Annotated in this window: 13 protein-coding genes and 1 tRNA gene; 8 read left to right on the plus strand and 6 right to left on the minus strand. The window is 65.1% G+C overall.

Going from position 1 to position 19,287, the window contains the following annotated elements; genetic code table 11:
• Nucleotides 1-49: 49 nt before the first annotated feature.
• From HYR72_22005 to HYR72_22020, 4 genes are all read right to left on the minus strand, one after another.
• Complete coding sequence (locus tag HYR72_22005; GenBank protein ID MBI1817661.1) at nt 50-655, minus strand: PKD domain-containing protein; 606 nt, start codon at nt 653-655, stop codon at nt 50-52.
• Nucleotides 652-1,539, minus strand: a complete 888-nt coding sequence (locus HYR72_22010; protein ID MBI1817662.1) for a hypothetical protein — start codon at nt 1,537-1,539, stop codon at nt 652-654. The genes HYR72_22005 and HYR72_22010 overlap by 4 nt, the downstream gene beginning before the upstream one ends.
• Before the next feature lie 78 nt (nt 1,540-1,617).
• A complete protein-coding gene (locus HYR72_22015) occupies nt 1,618-2,865 on the minus strand; it encodes an MFS transporter (GenBank protein MBI1817663.1) in 1,248 nt (415 codons plus the stop codon).
• Between the two features lie 33 nt (nt 2,866-2,898).
• Nucleotides 2,899-5,199, minus strand: coding sequence for a DNA polymerase II (locus tag HYR72_22020; GenBank protein MBI1817664.1), 2,301 nt, complete (start codon nt 5,197-5,199; stop codon nt 2,899-2,901).
• A gap of 121 nt (nt 5,200-5,320) precedes the next feature.
• Here HYR72_22020 and HYR72_22025 point away from each other — a divergent pair, with 121 nt between their 5' ends.
• From HYR72_22025 to HYR72_22035, 3 genes are all read left to right on the plus strand, one after another.
• Nucleotides 5,321-6,052: a TetR/AcrR family transcriptional regulator gene (locus tag HYR72_22025; GenBank protein MBI1817665.1), complete on the plus strand. Its 732-nt coding sequence runs from the start codon at nt 5,321-5,323 to the stop codon at nt 6,050-6,052.
• Complete coding sequence (locus HYR72_22030) at nt 6,052-7,314, plus strand: LLM class flavin-dependent oxidoreductase (protein ID MBI1817666.1); 1,263 nt, start codon at nt 6,052-6,054, stop codon at nt 7,312-7,314. Before HYR72_22025 ends, HYR72_22030 begins: the two co-directional genes overlap by 1 nt.
• 324 nt (nt 7,315-7,638) lie before the next feature.
• Entirely contained in the window at nt 7,639-8,844 is a 1,206-nt protein-coding gene (locus tag HYR72_22035) for a response regulator (GenBank protein MBI1817667.1), read from the plus strand.
• 8 nt (nt 8,845-8,852) lie between these two features.
• On the opposite strand, the gene HYR72_22040 is transcribed toward HYR72_22035, so the two are convergent.
• A complete protein-coding gene (locus HYR72_22040; protein ID MBI1817668.1) occupies nt 8,853-12,782 on the minus strand; it encodes a hydantoinase B/oxoprolinase family protein in 3,930 nt (1,309 codons plus the stop codon).
• Nucleotides 12,783-12,873: 91 nt separating this feature from the next.
• On the opposite strand from HYR72_22040, the gene HYR72_22045 reads away from it, so the two are divergent.
• The 5 genes from HYR72_22045 (at nt 12,874) to HYR72_22065 (ending at nt 16,919) form a co-directional block, all read left to right on the plus strand.
• The gene (locus HYR72_22045; protein MBI1817669.1) at nt 12,874-15,156 is read left to right on the plus strand and encodes a thioredoxin domain-containing protein; all 2,283 of its coding nucleotides are present in this window, start codon (nt 12,874-12,876) and stop codon (nt 15,154-15,156) included.
• Between the two features lie 109 nt (nt 15,157-15,265).
• On the plus strand, nt 15,266-15,706 hold the full coding sequence (locus tag HYR72_22050; protein ID MBI1817670.1) for a hypothetical protein: 441 nt from the start codon (nt 15,266-15,268) through the stop codon (nt 15,704-15,706).
• A 23-nt stretch (nt 15,707-15,729) separates the two neighbouring features.
• A complete protein-coding gene (locus tag HYR72_22055) occupies nt 15,730-16,440 on the plus strand; it encodes a HEAT repeat domain-containing protein (GenBank protein ID MBI1817671.1) in 711 nt (236 codons plus the stop codon).
• Between the two features lie 71 nt (nt 16,441-16,511).
• Nucleotides 16,512-16,754, plus strand: coding sequence for a hypothetical protein (locus tag HYR72_22060; protein ID MBI1817672.1), 243 nt, complete (start codon nt 16,512-16,514; stop codon nt 16,752-16,754).
• Nucleotides 16,755-16,836: 82 nt separating this feature from the next.
• A tRNA-Leu gene (locus HYR72_22065) sits at nt 16,837-16,919 on the plus strand.
• A 40-nt stretch (nt 16,920-16,959) separates the two neighbouring features.
• Here HYR72_22065 and HYR72_22070 read toward each other — a convergent pair.
• Nucleotides 16,960-19,227, minus strand: a complete 2,268-nt coding sequence (locus tag HYR72_22070) for a fatty acid cis/trans isomerase (protein ID MBI1817673.1) — start codon at nt 19,225-19,227, stop codon at nt 16,960-16,962.
• Between the last annotated feature and the right edge of the window lie 60 nt (nt 19,228-19,287).

Genomic DNA, 19,287 nt, shown 5'->3' on the forward strand with positions numbered 1-19,287 from the left:
GCAAATGCAGTGGGCACGCGAGGGGGGCCCGGCCGTGGCACCAGAGGGCCTATTGCTGGAACCTGGCTTCGACGGTGATGTCGATCTCGTCGGCGGCCTTGGTGCCGTCGGCGGCGGTGGCGAGCACGCGGGCGGTATACTCGCCCGGTTTGTCGTACACATGGATCGGGGCGGGATCATTGGAGGGGGGCGAGTTGTCGCCAAAGTCCCACGCCAGCGCCGGCGTACCGCCGGTGCACTGCGACTCGACACTGAAGCTCACGCTCAGCGGCGGCTCACCGAAATCGGGATCGGCATCGATGATGACGATGCAATCCCCTTCGTTGTCGAGTTCGGCGGGGACCGCCTCGTCGGCGTCCGCGGATCCCTCGGCGGGCGGCGGCGCTTCCGGGTGCCGCGCGGCTGGGCCAGTCGGACCGAATCCAACCGTCGGTCCAAGCGTTGGCGCCAAGATTCGGCCGGGAGCTTCGGGAGCGGCCGGGGCGCTGCTCGCCGCAGCGGGAGCGGCAGCACGGACGGTCGGCCGTTTCGCGGTGACGGCGGCGGCGCCGCTACTCGTGGTGTCCGGGGTCTCACTCGTGCGCTGACAGCTCCCGCACCCTCCGAGGAGCAGAAGCAGCGCCAGCGGCCAGACGGTGTGGGCGGGCGACTTCACCGGGTTGGCAACGGTTTCGGCGTCGGCTTCTTGCGCGGACCCGGGGTGCCCTTTGGCGACGGCGTCCGCTTGGGCGGTTCCGAACGGATCAGACGCAGCTTCTTCTCCGGCCCCGGATTGCCGTCCACATCACGCAAGCGCAACGTCAATTCGGTAGTGCCGATCGGGAAGTTCCAGGCCTTCGCGATCACCATGCAGAACTGGGTGGTGCTCTCCTTGTTGATGAAGGAAAAATCGCCGTTCGCAGTAACGGTGCACGAAGACGCGGACTCGACGAACGTCTCAAACCGGCACGCCAGATCGTTGAGCGTGTCGGAAATTGCTTGAGTCTCTTTGAACGACGGAGGATTCACCGCCGGCACGCCTCCAATCTCTGGACGATTGCGGTCGCAGACGGTATCGCTACCATCACCCAACGGCCGATTGCTCTCGAGTTGGACGTCAGGACGCTTCTTCGGGTCCTTCGGATCATACTGAAAGATGCTGCGACCGACCTCGGCATTGCTGAGGCCAGGTTTGCCTTCGATCACGATCATGAAACCAGAACCGACCGGGTGCTTGTAGGTCGCCACCCCGTCCTTGTCGACTGAATCAGGCTCGTACGCGTGGCCGTCGGCGCGGGCCGCGCCAAAGTGTGAGACGATCGGACCGATCGGCTTACCCTTGGTCGCTTTGACGTTCGGATTCGCAATCGGCCGCGTCGGCATGGCCACCGGCGTGCCCGGCGGCACCGTCGGTACCGGTGTTGCGGAACGCGCGTCGGCGGTCGCGCGCGGCTTCGGTGTCGGCTTTGGGGGCGCCGACTTCTTGATCGGGCACGCGGCCAGGAACAACACGCTAATCAACACTCCGGTCACGCGAACCGTGAAACGTCCGTACATCATTCCTCCTCGAAGCTCGCGGCTATGTAACGGGGGCAACCGAACGAGTCAATCCCGTACCCGCCCGCGCCGCCCGCGCTGCTACGGTTCGTTCGGCAACTCCATCAACCTGCGCACCGGTGAGCAGGCGAGCCACACGGCGGCGATGAAGGGGCTGGTGGCCGCCACCACGAGGGTCATTCGCAGACCGATGCTTTCGCCGAGCACGCCGCCGACGAGCGCGCCAAGCAACATCGCCGCGAGTCCAGCCATGCGCATGCTCGCGTTGATCCGCCCCAACATCGCAGGCGGTGCGAGAGCCTGACGCAGGCTGACCTCGATGATGTCGTACACCGTGGCCGCCCCGTCCTCGACCAACTGTTGCGCAATGAGCAGCAGCGCGCCGACGAGCGTGGCCCCAGGTGCAAGCGGTACGAGGAGAATACCGAGTCCAGTAAGACCCAGACCGCCAATTAACGTGGGACCGACGCCCCAGCGTGTCGTCGCTCGGCGCGCAATCAACGCCCCGAGCAGCGAGCTCACGCCTCCCACGGCGAAGATCATCCCCAGCACGCCCGGCGCGAAGCCGAGTTCACGGGTGACGAACAACATGAAGACTGTACTGAAAACGTAAAACGCGAATTTGAGCAGCATCGTGCAGCCCGCCAATACGCGTAGCACCGGATGACTGACCACGAAGCGCAGCCCTTCAGCGCTTTCGATCCACATCGAACGCTGTGCGGGCGCGCGTGGTCCAGCTTCGGGTGCGCGGATCATGGCGACGAACGCCGCCGAAGCTACGAACGACAGCGCGTCGAGCAGGATCGCCAGCGGCGCCGTGAATATCTGCACCAACCATCCGCTGAGACCGAACGCGCCCACCTCCGCCACCGCCGCGCTCGCCGACAGTTTGCTGTTGCCTTCGACGAGATCCTCACGCCGAACCAGCGTCGGCAGGTACGATCGGAAGGCGACGGCAAACACCATCGACAAAATTCCGGTCAAGAAGCCGACGACGTACAACTGCTCGATGCGCAACACGCCAGCAAACGCCGCCAGCGGAATCGACACGAGCAGCAACGCACGGCCGAGATCGACGGCGATCAACTGCGGGCGGCACGGCAGCCGATCCACCCAGACGCCGGCTGCCACTCCGATCAGCAGCCCCGGCACCAGATCCGCCGCACGCAGCAGCGACATCTGCATCGGCGTCGCGTGCAACACGAGCACGGCGGTAAACGGCAGCGCCGTCGCCGTCACCATCGAACCGAAGACCGAGATCGTCTCACCGGCCCACAGCTTGACGAAATCGCGATTGCGCCACAGGCCGACGAAGCGCGGCTGCCCCATTCTCGTCTGTCAGTTCCGGTTGCCGGGCACGGACTAGAACAACGCCAGCTGCTTGCGGCTCTGGACGATGGTGGCGAAGTCGGTGCCGAGGCAACGCAGAATCGCGTCGGCCACGGGTTCGAGTTGATGCTCGATGTAGTGCGCATAGTCGGGCGGGCCGGTCTCTTCGCCGACCGGCTCGGGGCCGTTGCGGGTGACAACGTATTCAACCATGCGGCCAGCCGCCCCGCGTTGCTTGCGCGCCGCCTTTACATGCGCCGGCGTGGTCTTGGTGTACGCCGCGAGGTCCTTGCGGATAGCCTTCTTGTACGAGAGCAAGGCGTCGAACGTGCCGGTGCGCAGATCGGCGACGAATTCCTTGATGAACGCGGCCACGGGCTGATCGTGAAAGACGCGCTGCAGCAACTCGCCTTGAAAACGTTTGCTGACCTCGCTCCAATCGCGGCGGACCGATTCGAGGCCCACAAACTCGATCTTCTCGCGGCCGTTTTCGACGAGTAAGCCGGCGTAGCGCTTCTTGCTGCCGACCTTGCCGCCGCGCACTTCGGGCAGGAAAAATCGATGATAGAGTTTCTCGAATTCCAGTTCGAGATAACTCTCGCAGCCAAACTCTTCACGCACCGCGGTCGCCACCGCTGCGCCGATGTCGGCGCGCAGCACTTCGGCGAGCGCCAACGCGCGCGCGGGGTCGGACTCGTTCGAATGGATGAAGAGCGAATCAGTGTCACCGTAGATCACGTCGTAACCGCGAGCCGCGGCGTGCTCGGCCGCGAATTTGATCAGGTGTTGGCCGGCGTGCGTGATCGCGTTGGCCACCTCGGGGAAGAACAAACGCGAGGCGCCCGAGCCGAGTACGCCGAACATCGAGTTCATCAGAATCTTGATGGCGTTGGCCTTCACCACCTGGCCGGCCCGCTTGGCTTGCTCGCGCTCGCTGGCCAAACGGGCAACCAGCGCGGGAAGAATGCCGGGAATGTCGCGCCGAAAATGCGCGCCATTCGGCGTGCGGATGTAGTCGCCATCGGCGCGCGGAACACGCACGAAGGTCAACGGATCGAGGTTCAAGCTGCGCACGATGCTCGGGTACAGACTCTTGAAGTCGAACACCAACACGTTGGTGTAGAGGCCGGGGCGCGATTCCATCACATAGCCGCCGGTGATGCGCGCCTCCTTTTCTTCAGCGCCGACCGACGGCGCCACCACGCCGCGCTGGCGCAATTCGGCAAGATACAGCGAGTCGACGGAGGCGATTGCGGCGCTGACGCGATCGAGTTGCATGCCGGTCAACAGACTGCGCTCCACCGCCAGGTCGACCAGGCCGGTGTGGTCGAGAATCGCACTGACCAGCTCCGCATCCTTCAGGTTATAGTTCACCAACAGTTGCGGATCGTGCTCGTAGGCTTGGCTGATCTGTTCGTGGTGCCGCTCGCCGGCGAACAGCTTGCCGGTGCCGAGGAACGCCTGCGCCGCGGTTTCGAGTTTGTAGTCGTCGAGTCGAATGAACGCGCCCCGCAGCAGCGACAGCGCATCGAGAACGACGCGCCCGTACGTGACCGCGCGCGACTCCCGCGTGAAGGACGCGTCTTTGCGCAGATTGAACTCGTCGTCGGAGCGCCCGATGGTGAAGCGGATGCCGTAGCGCCGCGCCGCCCGCGCCAGGAAGGCGAGGTCGAAGTCGACCACGTTCCACCCGGTGATGACGTCGGGGTCGAGAAGGTCGACGTATTCGAGAAATCGACGAATCGCGGCCTTCTCCGAATGGACCGGCTCGGCGTGCTCGAACATTTGGTGGCCGACGAAGAGAACCCGGCTGAAGTCGCGGGTGTGCAGCGCGATCGAGTACAGTTGCCCTTCGAGGCCAGCCGTCTCGATGTCGATCGACAGCACTTTCAACTTCGGTTGCCAGTGCGTCGGCTGCAATGTGGGATTGCGGAAGACGTGCCCCACGCGCCCGTGAACCTGCGACGACCCGCTGATTTCAAACGCACCGCGGATGCCGCGATCAATCAGATAGCGATAGGCGAAGCGCACGTCGGCTTCGAGGCAGACGACGCCACGCTCTTCGAGCCGGTGACGCAGCGGTGGCACGTCGCCCGGGACGCCGACCGTGACGGTCGCCGCCGGTTCGCCGGTGAGCGTGCGTAGAGGTGACGGTTCGACCGCGACGCCGAGCGCGCGCGCCGCGTCGGCATCGGCCGTGCGCACGAAGAAGTGCGGCCGGGTGCGGTCGTCGATGATCAGGCACGGCTGGCCCGATTCGAGCACGCCGTACAAGTGAACCTCCGGCACGCCGTTCACGACGCGATAGGTCGGGGTGAGAAGAAAGCCGCGCATTGCGGCGATTATAGAGTGCACCAGGCGCTGTGCATACCGTGCGAGCCGTTCAGCCGCCGCTTCGGGTCGTTGGAACCAGCCCTCTAGACTGAGAGTTCTAGAACAACTATTCTACGCGACGATGCGTGGAGCAACGGCGGTCCGCCTCTCAACCAAGCGCAGCGAGTCGCGTGAGCTGACCCGCGCGCGCCTGCTCGCGGTCGGTCGTGAGGCATTCGGGCGCAAAGGCCTCGCGGGCGTCAGTCTCACCGAAGACATCCTGCGACCGGCGGGTGTGTCGGTGGGCTCGTTCTACCATCAATTCGGCGACAAGACGGATCTGTTCCTGGCGGTGCTCCGACAGCACACCGACGCCTTCCAAGCGATGATCCGCGAGGCCCATACGCCGCGCAGCGGTCGCACCCCGGCGGACGTCGCCCGCCATTCGTACGAGACCACCTTCCGGGTCGCTGAAGAAAACGGCGACCTCTTCCGCATCTTCGTGCGCGAACGCGAGAGCGACGACAAACGCGTGCGCGCGTATCTGCAAGATACTCATCGGGACTGGATTGCGCGCCTGGCTGAGGACTATCGACATCTCGGTCTCGCGCCCGGCCACAGTTCCGCGGCGGAGTTGGCAGCTGAGCTGATCTCGGCGCTAACCGTGGGCACTGTGCTGCGTTACCTCGAGCTTCCCCCGCACGAGCGCGCGGCACAGCGCCCACATCTCATTCTCGGCTTGGTGCAATTCACACTCGGCGGTGTCCCCGCCTTGATGACGGCGCGCCGCACCAAAACCACGCGGCGACCGCCGAGTGCCCTCACCCCAACCCTCCCCCAAAGGGTGAGGGACAAGCATCGAAGGAGAGCGTGATGCAATTCGGCATTTTCTACGAACACCAACTCCCGCGCCCGTGGAACGATGGCGACGAGCACAAGCTCTTCAAGGATGCGCTCGATCAAGTCGAGTTGGCCGACCGGCTCGGGATCGACTTCGCCTGGGAAGTCGAACATCACTTTCTCGAAGAGTACTCGCACTCCTCCGCCCCCGAAGTCTTCCTCGCCGCATGCAGTCAGCGCACCAAACGGATTCGCTTGGGCCACGGCATCACCCTCATGCCGCCGAACTACAATCATCCGGCGCGCGTCGCCGAGCGCATCGCGACGCTCGATCTGGTCAGCGACGGCCGCGTCGAGTGGGGCACCGGCGAGTCGAGCGCGCGCCTCGAACTCGAAGGCTTCGGCATCGACTACATGGAGAAGCGCGACATGTGGTTGGAGGCGGTGCGGGAGACCGCCAAGATGATCGCCTCCAATCCCTATCCCGGCTATGAGGGTAAATACTTCTCGATGCCGCACCGCAACATCGTGCCGAAGCCGGTGCAGAAACCGCACCCACCGCTGTGGGTGGCGTGTTCGAATCGCGACACCATCAAGATGGCCGCGCGCCTCGGCATCGGCGCGTTGACGTTCGCCTTCGTCGATCCGAGTGAAGCGAAGTACTGGGTCGACGAGTACTACATCACGTTCAAGAACGAGTGCGAGCCCATCGGCCGCACCGTGAATCCCAACATCGCCATGGTCACCGGCCTTATGTGCCACGAAGACAGCAACGAGGCGCTGCGCCGCGGTCTCGAAGGATTCCGCTTCTTCGGCTACGCGCTCAGCCACTACTACGTCACCGGCACGCACGCGCCCGGCCGGTTCAACGTGTGGGATGACTTCAAGCGGGCCTCCAATCCCGCCACCTGGGGCGGGCCCACCGGGGCCATTGGCAGCCCCGACGAAGTGCGCGCCTCGATGCAGCAGTATGAGGACATCGGCGTCGACCAGGTGATCTTCATTCAGCAGGGCGGCAACAACCGCCACGAACACATCTGCGAAGCGCTCGAACTGTTCAACCGGCGCGTGCAGCCCGGCTTCAAAGAGCGCCACGATGCGCGCGCCCAACGCAAGGCGGCGGAATTGGCGCCCTACATCGAGAAGGCGATGCAGAAGATCCCGCCGCTGCCTGAGATGAAGACCGTTCCCCAAGTCGAGTCGTACCCGGTGCTCATGCAGCGCTTGGGCGCCCAGGTCGACGACACCACCATCGGTAAGAAGCTATCGGCGTCGGTCGCGGGAGCAACCTCCTAACCGCCATCACCCCGCAATCTTGATCGCGGTTGTACGTTGATCGGTCGGAGCCAGGCGAGCGGCTCCGACAGATCTTGCACCAAAACACTCTGCGCCGCCCGACCTCGCTCGACTTAGCTGTCACTCACACGTCGAATCCGGTGCCGCGAAATGTCCATTCACGTCACATTGAGCCGGCATGGCGTGAGGCCGGAGCTGACGATGCCGTGGTATGTGCCTTGCTTTGTACCTGGTTGTGGGCTCTTGCCGACAATCACTGCTGCCCCCGTCGGCGATCGATGCCACTCGGGTTGCGAGAGAGAGTGAGCGAATCAACCCGACCCCATGAGTTGCCTGTCCTGTGGCCAAGACAATCCATCCGATGCCGCCTTCTGCGGTGAGTGCGGCAACGACCTCACCGCCGTGCCGGTTTGCGGTGGTTGCGGCCGATCGAATGTACGAGGCGCCCGTTTCTGCCACGGCTGCGGCGCTGCGGTGACCGCACCGGCTCCGCGCCCTGCCGCCGAGGAAACGGAATCGGAAACGGCAGCTCTCGTGCGCCGAGTGGCGGCGTTGGAGACCGACCTGACCGATGTCGCGGCGGAAGTCGCCGGGCTCAATTCGCTCAAGGAGCAGTTGCAGGACGCGCTCGATGGCTTGCGTCGGCGCGCGGGCGCGGCCAAGCCAGCTCAACCGGCGCCGAGCGCGGAGCCGGGTGTCCCCTCCCGCGCCGAACCGCCCCCGCCGCCTCGCTTGGTCGCCGTATCTCCTGACCCCGCGCCGCACGTCGTCGCGGCACCAAACACGAACGGCGAGCGTCTCACGATCTTGCACGTCGAGGACCAGCCGCCCTTGCAGGATGTTGTGCGTGCCGTGGTCGAGAAGTTCAACTACGCGCGCTACAGCGTGGTGCGCGAGCCGCTCAATGGGACTTCCGGCGGCCGGCGTCTGCTGGCGATCAACCTACTCGCTCAAAGCGCAGACCCACTGGCGACGCTCGCAAACTCGACGGCCTGGGGCATCGAGAATCCGTGGGCGCTGGCGTACTGCGCAGACGGCGCGCGCGGTTTGATACTCGGCATGGTGGATTTCTTCCCACCGCCCTTTGAACCCAATCTGTGCGTGACGCGGTTGCTCGAACGCCCGAGCGCGTCGCAGCGACTGCTGGTGGTGAGTGACGCGCTCGATCTCACGACCGAACTGCGCAGCATTCTGACGCGTCTCGGCTGTGCAACTTCCGTAGCGTTCGACGGCAAGCAGGCTCTCGGTCTCGTGCCGATGGTGCGGCCCGATGTGATTTTAGTCGACCTCAATCTCCCCAAAGGCGACGCGTTCCGCGTGATCAGTCGCGTCCGCGCCGATCCCGCCAACGTCGCCGTGACATTCGCGCTGATGTGGCAGAGCACGCTCAACCTGGTTGAGTTCCGGCAGCAAGTCATGCGCGCGGCGCGCGAGTTTCCGTTCTCCGGCGACGACCTGCGCCGCGCGGTGGGCCGCGAGTTCGGTCCCGGCGGCGCGGCGTACTTCAACCCCAACGCGAAGGCCGCGTAACCTCTTCTTCACCCCCGTCCGTACCCACCACCGCCAGGGGTTTCGATCAACACGACATCACCAGGCTCGACGTGGATCTGCGCGGCCCAGCCTAGCTCTTGCCAATCCGCTGCGTCCGCACGGCGCAGACGATTGCGGCCGCGTGCACCGGGCGCGCCGCCTGCCATGCCGTACGGCGCGGATGTTCGCCGGCCGGTGAGCAGCGACACTTCCAGCGGCGCGAGGAATTCGATCTTGCGCACGATGCCGTCGCCGCCGCGATGACACCCCGCACCACCCGAGTTCCGCCGGATCGCGAAACGGCGCAGCCGCACCGGATAACGGGCTTCCAACACCTCCGGGTCGGTCAGCCGCGTATTGGTCATGTGGGTGTGGATCGCGTCGGCACCGTCGAAGCCGGCACCCGCGCCCGCTCCGCCACCAATGGTCTCGTAGTAACCGAATCGGTTGGATCCAAAAGTCAGATTGTTCATCGTCCCTTGACTCGCCGCCACGGTACCGAGCGCGCCGAAGATTACATCGACCACGCGCTGACTGGTCTCGACGTTGCCGCCGCCGACCGCGGCGCAGCGCGCCGGATCTTCATGCGCCGGCGGATTGAGCAGACAGCCCAACGGCACGATCAGCGACACCGGCGCGAGCACTCCGGCGTTCAGCGGAATATCCGCGGGTTCACCGAGCGCCGCATCAATCAGGCAACGAAAGCAATACAGCACGGCGCTCTTCACTATCGCGACGTTGGCGTTGAGGTTGCCGTCGATCACGGGTCCGGTGCCTGTAAAGTCCACAGTCGCCTCGCCGCCGCGCGCGCCGTGGCGAATCGTAATGATGACCGTAATCGGCGAGCCGTCGTCGAGTTGATCAGTGAAACCGTGCACCCCAGGCGGCAGTCGAGCCAACGCCGCGCGCATCTTCGCCTCGGCGAGCTGCTGCATGTGCCCCATGTACGCGGTCACGGTCGCGAGTCCGTAGCGCTCGACCAGCGCGAGGAGTTGCTGCACCCCGGTCTGATTCGCCGCGGCCTGTGCATTGATGTCGGCGACGTTCTCATCCACCGCGCGTGATGGGTACGGCCCGGAGCTGAGCAACTCACGGAGCGCCGCTTCGCTGGAGCGCTCGCCCTGCACCAGCCGGAAGTGGCGGATGACCACGCCCTCCTCCGCCAGCGTGCGCGAGAATGGCGGCATCGATCCCGGCACGATGCCGCCAATCTCCGCATGGTGTGCACGACTCACGGTGAAGAACAGCAGACCGCGCCCCGCCTCGTCGAACACCGGCGTGACGACGGTCACGTCAGGCAAGTGACTGCCGCCACGATACGGGTCATTGGTAACCAGCACGTCGCCCGGCCGCAGGTCGGGGAAGCTGTCGATGAGCGCCTTCACGCAGTCGCTCATTGCGCCTAAGTGAACGGGGATGTGCGGGGCGTTGACCACCAGTTCGCCGGCCGCAGTGAAAATCGCGCAGGAGAAATCCAGTCGCTCCTTGACGTTGGTCGAGAGCGACGTGCGCTGCAGCGTCGCGCCCATCTGTTCAGCGATCGCGGTGAATCGGTTGTTGAACAGTTCAAGCGTGATCGCGTCGGGTGTCTCGACGTTCCGGCCGTCTGCTCCCTCTCCCTCTCGGAGAGGGTTGGGGTGAGGGCGCACGCGGACGAGACTGTCGGTGAGGACGATGTTATCACGCTCACTGACCTCCGCCGTCCAACCCGGCTCAACGACGATAGTGCTGATCGGCTCGACGACGATGGCCGGGCCATCGATGGAGTCGCCGGCGTGCAATGCGGCGCGCTCGAACACCGCCGTGTCGTGCCACGCGCCATCGAAGAACGTGCGCATCATCTGCGACGGTTGCGGGCGGCGCGGCGTGACCGGACGCGTTGCATCCGGCGGCTTCGGCGTTTCGCCGGTGACCTCGACGCGCGCGGCGACGATCTCGATGCCACGCCCCGCAAACATGAAGCCGTAGCGCTGCCGGTGCCGCCGCTCGAACGCTGCCGCGTAGTCGTCATCATTCGGCCGCGGTACCGTGATCTCGCTGCTCTGCCCGGCGTAACGCAGATCGAGCGAGCGAGCCGCGGTGATCGCGTCGGCGGCGACGCCTTCGGCGCGCACCGCCCCACGCAGCTCGTCTTCTGTTGCACGAAACGTCGGCTCGATAGCGGCAAGGGTCTCTTCACCGTACGCCTGACTCACATCGCGCGCGGAGAGCCGCTTCACATCCGCCATGCCGATGCCGAACGCGCTCAGCACGCCCGCGTACGGGTGCAGCAGCACGCGCCGGATGCCCAACTCGCGCGCGATGGCGCAGGCGTGTTGTGCGCCCGCACCGCCGAAACTGACCAGCACGTACTCGCGCACGTCGTAGCCGCGCGCCAGTGAGACTTTGCGAATCGCCGCCGCCATGTTGGCGTTGGCAATCGTGACGAAGCCGGCAGCGAGGGCGTCGCGGCTGTAGCGCTGACCGGTGGCCTGCTCGATCGCGGCGATCAATGCGTCGAGGCGCCGTTCGACGGCCGCGCGATCAAGCGGAAACGCGAAGTGATCGGGAAGAATCCGGCCGAGAAGAAGATTCGCGTCGGTGATCGCCAGCGGCCCGCCACGCCCGTAGCACGCCGGACCGGGATCAGCGCCGGCGCTGCGCGGGCCGACGACCGGCTTCTGGCCGTCGAACCAACACAGCGAGCCGCCGCCCGCGGCGACTGTTTCGATTGCCAGCATCGGCGCAACGATGCGCACCCCCGCGTCCGACTCGGGATCGTTCACTTCCATTTCGAAGCGCCGCTCGTACTCGCCATCGAAGCGGCTGACATCGGTGCTCGTGCCCCCCATGTCGAAGCCGATGGCGTGCGTGAACCCCGCCCGCCGAGCAACGAAGGCTTGGCCGACGACACCGCCGGCCGGCCCCGACAGAACGCTGTCCTTGCCGACGAACTGCGCCGCGTCGATCAAGCCACCGGCGCTCGTCATCAGTTTCAGCGTCGCGTTGTCGGGCAGCCTGGCGCGAATCTCAGCGACATACGCGCGGACAATTGGGGTGAGGTAGGCATCGACCACAGTGGTGTCGCCGCGAGCCACGATCTTCTGCAGCGGCGACAGCCGTGATGACAGCGAGATCTGCGTGAAGCCGATCTCACGCGCGATCGCATCGATCGCGATTTCGTGGATCGGATTGCGATACGAGTGCAGCAGGCAGACCGCGAGAGCATCGATCCCGCGCCCTCGCACGTCGGCCAGCGCGGCGCGCACGGCAGAGTGATCGATCGCGCTGAGCACCGTGCCGGCCGCGTCGAGACGTTCATCGACTTCAATTACCTCGCGGTAGAGATCGGCCGGTTTGCGGATGTGCAGGTCGAAGAGACGCGGCCGGTTCTGTTCGGCGATCCGGAGTACGTCAGCAAAGCCGCGCGTCGTCACCAATGCCACCGGCGCCCCCTGCCGTTCGAGCAACGCGTTGGTGCCACGCGTCGTGCCGAGCTTGACGATGACGCGGCCGATTGTGTCGTCGAGCCGCTTGCCCATCAACCAGCGAATGCCGGTGATCGGCGCCGGCTCGCCCGAGCGCAACTCGTAGCGCGTGCCCGGCATCGGCGCGACCGCGAGCGGCGGATCGAGGCGTAGCGTTCCGCTGTGGCAATCAAAGCCGACAACGCGTGAGGGACTGTCATCCTGAGCCGCAGGCGAACGATCTCTCGGCGCATCGGCCGACGGCGTCACCGTCAGCCGATAGCCAACGAAGAACTCCGCCGGATCGCTGCGTCGTTGCCGGTCAACGATGCACTCGCGCGTCGACCCCGCCCCCACCTCGCCCGTGTACCCGCCGCTGCTCAGCAGCTTGTGCGTGCGAATTGTTCCGTCGAGTGCGCGCGCAACGCAGTCGGTGAACGTGCCGCCAACGTCGATCCAAAACTCCTCCGCGTCTGTGCGATCGCCCGGCATGGCTCACCGTTATGCCGCACGTTGCTTTGGTTCAAGCCCGAGTGGCATGGTGCGCGACATGAAGACCGTGCGGCGACTCCGCGGGCGCCTCATGTGTTTGCTGGCGGTGCTCACGCTGCCCGTTCGCGTTTGGGGCGATACTCTCCCTGGTGCGCCGCCGTTTCCAACCGAGTTGAAGATACAACTGCAGCAGGCGTTGACCGCGAAGGGCCCGAGCTACAAGCCGCGCACGCGTCATCTCACCGCCGACGGCGCGCCGAAGTATACCAACCGGCTCATTCTCGAAAGCAGCCCGTACCTGATTCAACACGCGCACAACCCGGTGAACTGGTACCCGTGGGGTGACGAAGCGTTCGATACCGCACGGCGCGAGGGCAAGCCGGTGCTGCTCAGCGTCGGCTACTCGACCTGTCACTGGTGCCATGTGATGGAAGAGGAATCGTTCGAGAACGAGGAAATCGCCCGCTACCTCAACGAGCACTACATCGCGATCAAAGTGGATCGCGAGCAACGCCCCGACATCGATGGCATCTACATGGCCGCCGTGCAGACGCTCACCGGTGGCGGCGGTTGGCCGATGACTGTGTGGCTGACGCCGGATCGTCAGCCGTTCTACGGAGGAACGTATTTCCCGCCGCGCGACGGTGAGCGCGGCGCTGGACGCGGGTTTCTCCCGCTGCTGCAACAGCTCAACGATCTCTATCACCAGCAGCCGGACAAGGTCGCCGCAGCGGCTGGTCAGATCACCGCCGCGATTGCGCTCAGCGCGGTGCCGTCACCGGGCAGCGCTCTGCCCACCGCGGCGGTGCTGCGCGATGCGTTCGCGTACTTTCAGCGCACGTTCGATGCGACCAACGGCGGGTTCGGCGGCGCGCCGAAGTTTCCGCGTCCGGTCGAGTTGGATTTCCTGCTGCGCTACCACCGCCGCAGCGGCGACGCGGCCGCGCTGAACATGGTCGTCACAACGCTAGACGTTATGGGCGCCGGCGGCATCTACGATCACATCGGCGGCGGCTTCCATCGCTACGCCACCGACGCGCGCTGGCGCGTGCCGCACTTCGAGAAGATGCTGTACGACAACGCGCTGCTGGTGCGCGTGTACCTCGACGCGTACCAAGTCACCGGTCGAGAGGACTTCGCGCGCATCGCCCGCGAAACCTTGTGCTATGTCGAGCGCGAGATGACCGCGCCGGGCGGCGGCTTCTATTCCGCATCCGATGCCGACAGCGAGGGCGAAGAAGGCAAGTACTTCGCCTGGACGCCGACACAGATCGAGGCGGTGCTGGGTCCAACGCGCGCACGCTTGATCACCGCGTACTACGATGTCACCGCGGCCGGAAACTTCCACGGCGCGACCATCCTCCACACGCCTCGCCCGCTCGCTGAAGTTGCCGCGAGTCTTCAGATCGATCCGCAGGCGGCCGCAACCCAGCTCGACGCGGCGCGCGCCGATCTCTACCAAGCCCGTTTGAAGCGTGTGCCGCCGCACACCGACACCAAGGTGCTGGCCGCGTGGAACGGGCTGATGATCGGCGCCTTCGCCCGCGCCGCGCAGGTGCTCGGCGAGCCCGCCTATGCGCGCGTGGCGCAACTGGCGGCGGACTTCGTGCTCACATCCCTCCGCGACGGTGAACGCTTGCGCCGCAGCGTCAACGACGGCGTGGCCACCGGCGACGGCTATCTCGACGACTACGCGTTCGTCGCGGCCGGTTTGCTCGATCTCTACGAAGCGACCTTCGAGCCCAAGCGGCTGGAGCAGGCGATCGCTCTGCAGGGACAACTGGAGCAGCGGTTTCTCGATCATGACGGCGGCGGATTTTTTCTCACTGGTGTCGATCACGAGTCGCTGCTGGCGCGCACCAAACCCGCCTACGACGGCGCCGAACCGGCGGGCAACTCGATGGCAGTGCTGAATCTGATGCGGCTCGCCGAGTTCACCACCGCTGCGCGTGATCGCGCGCTTGCCGAGCAGAGTCTGCGCGCCTTCGCTGGTGTGCTGCAGCGCGGTCCCGCATCGCTGCCGTTGATGCTCGGTGCGGTCGACTTCCAACTCGACCACGCGAAAGAGATCGTCATCGTCGTACCATCCGGCCACGACGTCGGCGCGCTGCGCGCGCCGCTACGGCGCACCTACGTCCCGAATCGCGCGCTGACGATCGTGACGGAGGGCGTGGAGCCAGACGCGCAACGTGCGTTGATTCCGTGGGTGGCGCAAAAGACTGCCATCAAGGGCATGCCGACGGCATACGTCTGCGAGCACTATGTGTGCGCGTTGCCGACGGTTGATCCCGAAGTCTTCGCGCGCCAGCTCGCGCAAGTCACGCCGTTCCCAAGCGACCTCGTTGTCCCCGCCAATACGCCGCACAGCCCGTGAAGGCGGTGGGGGCCGCGATCTCATGGTTTGCGCGCCCCGCGGGGTTCGGCTATCTCCACAAGGCATGGTTGGTACTTCAATTTGGCGCGTAGGTCGCGGATGGCTGCTGGTGGCGTGTCTTGCGCTCACTGCCGGCTGCGCGCATCAGAAACTATTCGGCGATGCCGGCGACAAGCCCGATCCGTTAGCGAGTCTGGCGGTACCGCTGGCGGTCAATTCGTTCGAGATCACCAACGCCGACAATCAGCGCGGCGTCTTCTTCAAGCTCTCGCGCATACCCGAGAGCGTCACTTCACACGTCGAAGGCGGCGACGCCGACCCGGCGCAGATCATCGTTGAGGTCGAGGGACCTGGTGGTGGCGAGGATCTGGCGGCACAAACCTTTCCCGGCACCGATACGCTCGTCAGCCAGATCCACATCGCACGCACCAACGGCCGGCTGCAACTGGGTGTCGAGCTGAGCGCCCTGCGCGCGCCGCCGTACACCGTGCATCAGATGGCTGACTGGATCATGGTGCGCATCAACCCGAGCCCGGCCCCTCACAACTGACGGATTTCGCGGACCGCGAGTCCGTGAGAGTTTCCACAATGCTGCATCGCAGTACGATTCCCGCGGGATGGTTGTTGATCTTGACCCTCACGCTCGTGGCCACGCCAGCCGCCGCGCAGATTTCGTCGAAGCAGGTACGCGACCGCTACGAGAAGCAAACCAAGGGCAGCACCAAGCTCGAAGATCTGATCAAGAAACTCGACAGCCCCGACCCCGACGTCCGACTCGCGGGCGTGAAGGCTCTGGGCGAGAGCAAAGAGAAGAAGGCGATCCCCTACTTGATTCAAGCCGCCGGTGATCCCGACATGCGCGTGCAAGCCAAGGCGGTCGACATCCTTGGCAACATGCGCGCCGAGGATGCGACGTTGGTGCTGGTGCAACAGCTCTTCCGCAGCGACACCGATCCACTGATGAAGCAGCGCATCCTGGCTGCCCTCGGCAAGATCGGTGACGCGCGGGCGGCGCAGCCGATCGTCGAGTACCTGCGGCGCGATCTCGACTCACCGATGCGCGGCACGGCGATCTTCGCGCTCGGAGAAATCGGGTCGCCGGAGTCGCTCGAACCGCTGACCCAATTGGCGCAGGCAGAGACTGACCCGAACTTGCGCCGCCTCGCCGGCGAAGCCGCCGCCAAAGTGCGCCAGCACCAAGCCGTGCTCAACAGCGAAGTGAAGGAACCGGGCAAGACCTTCCTCGAACCCAAAGAGCCGCCGCCGCAGCAGGGACAGCAGTGACGGCCCCGGAGCACGGGTGTAAGCACGGTCTAGCAACAGCAATGCGGCAAACGCCGAAGAAACGATCGAGCGTGCGTAGCTGGCTCGTCAGTGCGGCCTCGGCCGGTTTTGCTCTGTACGTCACCCTTGGCATTCTTCTGGGTTTCGTCAGCGACATCCGCAGCGGCCACGGATTCGACTATCGCATGAATGCGATGGGCGTTCGTTTCAACGCCATCACTGGGCTGGTCACCTTTGTGATGATTCTGCTGCTCATCATTCTCGCGAGCGTCGTCAATTTCTGGAAGAGGAGGCGGGGGAAGGACTCGACTTAGGATACTCCCGGCACGGGGGCTTGACGGCGCTCGCGGAATCCGAGATTCATCGTGCCGCGTTCAGTATGACGTCGCCGCACATGGCCCAGTGGTGGAATGGCAGACACAGCAGACTCAAAATCTGCCGCGGGCAACCGCGTGGGGGTTCAAGTCCCTCCTGGGCCACTCAAACTCTTTTCGTTCAGTGCGACGACCCATGCAGCCGCTACAGGTTCTTGTAGCGGTTGATATCGAAGAGGCCGAACTCGGTCGGCTCGCGGCGGCGGAAGTCGGCGTGCATCCAGTCGATCGTCGCCCATAGATTGGGACTGGTGCGACGCACGCCCCAGCGCTCGACGAGCGTCTCAAAGCCAGCAGCGTTCTGAACCGCGGCGAGCGCTTGCGTGAATGCATCGATTTGCGCGACCTCGACGTCGAAGACGAAGTTCGGGTAGCTGCCGAGATATCCACGCGCCACGGTGAGCGTGTCATCGGCCGGTTCGAGCCGCTCCTTCTCGTCGAACATGAACGCCACGTTGTCGTGCGCTCGATTGTGCACCAACGTGTAGATCGCATCATTGTTGATGGCATCTTGGCCATCACCGTGCCCGGAGCGCACTCGCAGGAAGGCCACCTCTGGCAGCTCGGCGACCCAGGCACCGTGCACGCCCGTGAGCGGTTGCAGCGCGCGCTCGGCGCGTTTCTCGACGGTGGAAGCCCCGGGACGGTCGCACGGCGGCTTGCCGCAGCGATTGAGGAGATCCGGCGGCCCCGACACCGCAGCATTGCGCGCCACGATCATGTCGAGAAACTCCGCCTTCACATCGCGCGAGGTGAACCGGATCTGCGTCCCGCGCGTGGTGTCGTGGAGACGATCGGCGCGTTTGTAGTCAAGCGAGTCCGTCGCGCCGACGTACCACGAGGCACGCAGCGCTTCACGGCGATTCGCCGGCAGAAACGTCAAGAAGAGATTCTCCGCCTGCATGCGTAGGTGATCCATGTAGAGACGGGTTCCGATCTGGTGGCTCACGTTGCCGAAGACGTCGTAGCCCGCCACCAGGTCGTAGTAGACGCGCTCGAAGATGGGGAAGTCCATCACCCACGCGGTCTTTGGAATCGCGCCGAGGAATCCGCGCACGACGGTGGCGTTGTCGAAGTGCCGGAAGACGGTGAGTTGCGCGTTGGGATTGTGACCGTCGCCGTTCCAGATGAAGCCAAGCGTGGGGCCCAGGCGCTTGGGATCCGCCGCGGCGTAGTAGCGCGCGCGAATGTCGAGGTAGCGGCGTTGCTCGTAGTTGTATTGAATCCAAAACTCGCCGGGGACGAGGTGGCTCAGATGCTCGGCGGGAAGGTTCAGATACGGCTTGGTCTGTTCGAGGAAGCTCGCATCGACGACGGACAGGTCATGATCGGGATCGAGAAAGGAGACGAAGAAATGGTCCTCGATCACATCGACCGCTACCTGCCCTCGGCACACCGGCCCGCGGATGAACGTCATGACGAAGTACTGCGCGTCATCGAGCAGGAACTGGTAGCGCGAACGCGCCGGCATCTCGTCGAAGCTGATGAACGGATTGGAGGCCTCGGCAGGCTCATAACTCGGAAAGCGCGTCGGCTGCCAATCCGAGTCGAGAAAGAGCGCGGAGAGCCGCCGCATCCGCGCATCGCTCAGCGGATAGACGATGTGGGTCTTGTGGACGATCGTCTCGTCGATCGGGCGCAGGCGGTACCAGAAACGCGCCGCGCCGGGCGCATCGTAGGGCCGCACGCTCGCGATCTCGTTCAGCGGATCTCCGGGCGGCGTGGTGGAGCGCACGACGCGAAAGAACGGCCCCGTCGGTAGATCGTCGAAGTAGAGGTGGGCGACGAACCAGTGCTCGTAGAGATAGCGAGCCGCGACGCGTTGCTTGAGCGAGTCTCCGTTCAAGAACGCTTCCCAACGCGCGACCTGCGCCATCGCCGCCGCCGGCAACGGCCGCGCAACGGGCGCGGGCAGGCCGCCGACGCTGGCCAACGCGCCCAGCGCGCCCAGTTCCGCGTCGCTCAGCCGAGCCATGCCGTAGGGCATGCCGCCACGCGGGTGCTGCTGCACGTACGTGCCGAACTCCGTGGCTCGCGGGCAGGAGAGCGCGCGATCAATGTCGAGCGGCACCGAATCGGGTAACTTCTGGCCGGGAGTAAACGCGTGCGCTCGCCCGAGCTCCAGCATCAGACGCATCAGCGACGCGGAATCCCGTGCGTCGGCGCTGCCCAACACCGAGAAGAAGCTGCGCTCGCGCCACTGCGCCGTGGTCTGTGCGTCGATGAACAGGCGCGTAGGCTGCATCGCCGTCAGGCGCTCCGTTTGATAGACGACGTCCTTGCTCGCGCCACGCTCGACCCCTGTGGGTGAGGAGAGCAGCAACTGGCAGGGCGCGTCGTAGCAGCCATGACAGACCACGCAGCGCCGTTCGAGGATGGGCTGCACCTGTTCGTATGAGACGTTCGTTGCCATTGGCAGCGGTGGCAGAATCGGTGGCGGGACACGAGAGCACGCCGCGGCGGAGACGATCAC

The organism is Deltaproteobacteria bacterium (assembly GCA_016178705.1).
In the GTDB taxonomy this organism is placed as follows: domain Bacteria; phylum Desulfobacterota; class Binatia; order HRBIN30; family JACQVA1; genus JACOST01.

Excerpts from the sequence above, each read along its gene's own strand:
- HYR72_22015 (MBI1817663.1), bottom strand. The coding sequence starts at position 2,865 with ATGGGGCAGCCGCGCTTCGTCGGCCTGTGGCGCAATCGCGATTTCGTC.
- HYR72_22045 (MBI1817669.1), top strand. The coding sequence starts at position 12,874 with ATGTGTTTGCTGGCGGTGCTCACGCTGCCCGTTCGCGTTTGGGGCGAT.
- HYR72_22035 (MBI1817667.1), top strand. The coding sequence starts at position 7,639 with ATGAGTTGCCTGTCCTGTGGCCAAGACAATCCATCCGATGCCGCCTTC.
- HYR72_22020 (MBI1817664.1), bottom strand. The coding sequence starts at position 5,199 with ATGCGCGGCTTTCTTCTCACCCCGACCTATCGCGTCGTGAACGGCGTG.
- HYR72_22010 (MBI1817662.1), bottom strand. The coding sequence starts at position 1,539 with ATGATGTACGGACGTTTCACGGTTCGCGTGACCGGAGTGTTGATTAGC.
- HYR72_22070 (MBI1817673.1), bottom strand. The coding sequence starts at position 19,227 with ATGGCAACGAACGTCTCATACGAACAGGTGCAGCCCATCCTCGAACGG.
- HYR72_22025 (MBI1817665.1), top strand. The coding sequence starts at position 5,321 with ATGCGTGGAGCAACGGCGGTCCGCCTCTCAACCAAGCGCAGCGAGTCG.
- HYR72_22040 (MBI1817668.1), bottom strand. The coding sequence starts at position 12,782 with ATGCCGGGCGATCGCACAGACGCGGAGGAGTTTTGGATCGACGTTGGC.
- HYR72_22030 (MBI1817666.1), top strand. The coding sequence starts at position 6,052 with ATGCAATTCGGCATTTTCTACGAACACCAACTCCCGCGCCCGTGGAAC.